Below are 3,118 nucleotides of genomic sequence, written 5' to 3'. Positions count from 1 at the left end.
TCATCCGACACCGAAGCCGGGGTCTTGCCGCGCCACCAGTTCCAGGCGATGGCAACACAGCTTAGCAGCATGCCGACCGACAGCCAGAACGGCCAAAAGCCACCGCCCGGTCCCTGGCCGCGTATGTACCCGATGGGAAGCTCTGTGCTCTTCCACATCAGGTACAGGGAAAAGAGGGCAAGGAGCCCTGCAAGTGATATTTCACCTTGGCGCATCTCTGCCCCCCTTCCTGGCTTACAGCTTAACCGCCGATTTCGGACAGAAGCTTGCGGTGGGTGGCAACCTGCGTCGCCCAATATGCCCGCGTCTGCGCTTCATCCATCGGCAGCGGTGACAGACTTTCAGAGGCCAGGTATTTCTGCCAATCCTCTCCCTCATAGACCTTGCCGAACACATCGCGGTAATAAGCTGCGGCTTCGTCGGACATACCGGGGGCACCGACGATGGCGCGCTGGTTGTAATACGAGAAATCGTGGCCTTTTTCCTTCATGGTCGGCACGTCTGGATAGGCTTCCATACGCTCGTCCGAGAACGCCAGAAGCGGCACAAAATCGCCTGCTTCATAAAAGCCCTTGGCTTCTGCAGGGTTGTTGACCGTTGCCATGATCTGTTGACCGGCAAGGTCCTTGGCCACGGCACCGCCGCCATCATAGGGGATGTACTTGATCTTCAGACCATAGGCCCCGGACATGTAAGCGATCACGATCGAGTCTTCCTGACCCGTTCCTGTGCCACCCATAACGTACTCGCCGTCCATTTCTTTGACCTTGGCGATAAAGTCTTCAAAGGTCGTGATGCCGGAATCCTTGTGAACCCAAAGCACGAACGGATCGACGCCCATCATGGTGATCGGGGTGAAGGTTTCGATATCGACGCCCAGACCCTCTTGGCGGATCGGTGTTGTGTAGAACGAATTCAGCGTGACCATCAGCGTGTGATCCGGGTCGCGCGCGTCCTTGAGATGCAGAAGGGCCTCTGCGCCCGAGCCGCCACCCCGGTTGGTGGGGATCAGGGGGCGATTGGTCATGTCATTCGCCTCGACCACCGACTGCACGAACCGCGCGATCTGGTCAGCACCGCCGCCCGGACCTGCCATGATCGTGAAATCGATCGGACGTTTCGGCTGCCAATCCTGGGCCAAAGCTGCCATCGGCAATGTCGCAAGGGCCGTGCCTGCAGCCAGTCCGAGGAAAAATCTCTTGGTGAGTTTCATGGTGTAGTCCTCCCTAATATGCCCGGTGTCCCAGGCCAGTCGTTTCCGCGTCATGTGCGGGGTTCAGATATGGGGCACGCCCCGGTCACAGGCCGTTGCTCGGCCAAAGAGTTGGTTCAATGCGCCATCAGGATGGGCATTTCTGTCTTGTCCACGATGCGTTCTGTATTGCCTCCAAACAGCATCTCGGTCTCGTGGCTGTGGCTGTAAGCACCAATCACCAGCAGGCTGGCCCCGATGCTCTTGCTTGTCTTGAGAAGCTCGGTGGCGGCATCTTTTCCGGTGAAGCGCACAACTTCGGCTGTGATCCCCCGCAGCGCGTAATAGTCCACAAGCTCTTCAACGGTGGGTCCGTGCGTTTGCACTTTCCCACCGGTCAGGATGCTGACTCGCTTGGCAGCGTGAATGATGTCTAACGACGATGCCACAGCCCGCGCTGCAGGCAGCGAGCCATTCCAGCCAACCGCCACATGCTGGGCGAATGTTGCGTCAGGCTGCAACTGCCCCGGACAGATCAACACGGGCCGCCCCGCGCCATAAAGCGCCGCCTTCAAAGAGCTTTGGCCAAGATTGCGTTCCCGCTGGGGCTTCGGCAGAACAATCAGATCGGACAACCGACCCGCATGCTTGACCACATCGGCCATGCGGCCCGGCTCTTCCGCAAAGGTGCAGACCGCAACATCGGGTGTGCTCGCGTTTTCCTCGAGCCCAAAGTCGCGCGCCAGTCGGTGCAAAATCTTGCGCAGGTGATCTTCCTGTCGGTTCGCAAGCTCGACCGCCTGTTCCATCATCACCTTGCGGGCAAAGTCATTCATGACAATCCCCTGCGGCAGCAGATCGCTGGCCTGGGCACGACAATGGACGACATTGACCTGCGCTTGGTGCTGCTTGGCAAGTTCGGCGGCGTGGGCAAGGACGGTAGCGACCATGCCATCACCACGCACTGGGACCAAAATGGATTTCAACATCGCCGACGATCTCTCCTGCCTGTTCGCGCGGTCGCAATGTCGCGTCCCTACCGAGCAAAGGCCGCCTTCTAACCCGATGCTCTTCGCAATTCTTGAGCCTTCATCTAGGCGCAGGATTATTTCGTCAAGCATTAAGGTTTTGAAATTTACTTACTCAGCCGTTTTTCTCAATTTTTTAAGCCTTTGTTAATTAAATATTTTTCTGCATCCCACAGTATACTGCGCTTTTGACGGGTCTGAGCGGCGCTTGCTGAGGCCACGGCAGACAGACTGCCTCGGTGATCCCGACCGAATCGCGCACAGGTGCCACCCGCGAGCCGGCGCGCAACACCCACTTCACGTCACCCCTCTCGTTAGCGCAAACGCGCACGGACAGACACGTTACGAAAGTTGATCACCCGCCGCATGGGCGCGGCAGCACCGCCGTGGTACACCGGGTCTGACCACCAAAGGACCAGCCTCATGCACCAGCCGCCCTTGCCGCTCACTCAGGATCTCGTTCTCATCGGTGGCGGCCACACCCACGCGTTGGTGCTGCGCAAATGGACAATGAAACCGCTCCCCGGCGCGCGCCTCACGCTGATCAATCCGGGTCCAACCGCACCCTATTCCGGCATGCTGCCCGGCTTCGTCGCTGGCCATTACACCCGCGAACAACTCGACATCGACCTTGTCCGCCTCGCGCAATTCGCCAATGCGCGGCTCATCCTAGGGTCGGTCACTGGCATCGACCCGGCCCGTGGCACTGTCCAGATCGACACCCATCCGCCCATTGGGTTCGACGCCTGTTCGGTCGATGTCGGCATCACCTCCGACATGCCTGCCCTGCCCGGTTTTGCCGACCATGCGATCCCTGCCAAACCGCTTGGTCCCTTTGCCGCCGAATGGGACAGCTTCCGCAACCGCACCGGCCCGGCCAACGTGGCCATCATCGGCG

At 59.4% G+C, this 3,118-nt stretch carries 2 protein-coding genes and 2 pseudogenes; 1 reads left to right on the top strand and 3 read right to left on the bottom strand.

Annotated features, from left to right (window positions below):
* The 3 genes and pseudogenes from JJ869_RS22980 to JJ869_RS22970 all read right to left on the bottom strand — a co-directional run.
* Positions 1–215 (bottom strand): annotated as a pseudogene (locus tag JJ869_RS22980) (tripartite tricarboxylate transporter TctB family protein); the annotation flags it as partial.
* 26 nt (positions 216–241) lie between these two features.
* Positions 242–1,213, bottom strand: a complete 972-nt coding sequence (locus JJ869_RS22975; protein WP_292271218.1) for a tripartite tricarboxylate transporter substrate binding protein — start codon at positions 1,211–1,213, stop codon at positions 242–244.
* A 116-nt stretch (positions 1,214–1,329) separates the two neighbouring features.
* On the bottom strand, positions 1,330–2,181 hold the full coding sequence (locus JJ869_RS22970; protein ID WP_292271216.1) for a universal stress protein: 852 nt from the start codon (positions 2,179–2,181) through the stop codon (positions 1,330–1,332).
* Between the two features lie 462 nt (positions 2,182–2,643).
* On the opposite strand from JJ869_RS22970, the pseudogene JJ869_RS22965 reads away from it, so the two are divergent.
* Positions 2,644–3,118 (top strand): annotated as a pseudogene (locus JJ869_RS22965) (bifunctional NADH dehydrogenase FAD-containing subunit/selenide, water dikinase SelD); the annotation flags it as partial.

Source organism: Marivita sp. (assembly GCF_017643905.1).
Classification (GTDB): domain Bacteria; phylum Pseudomonadota; class Alphaproteobacteria; order Rhodobacterales; family Rhodobacteraceae; genus Marivita.
The sequence above is the reverse complement of the archived record's forward strand: the minus strand, read 5'-3'. Positions and strand labels throughout refer to the sequence as shown.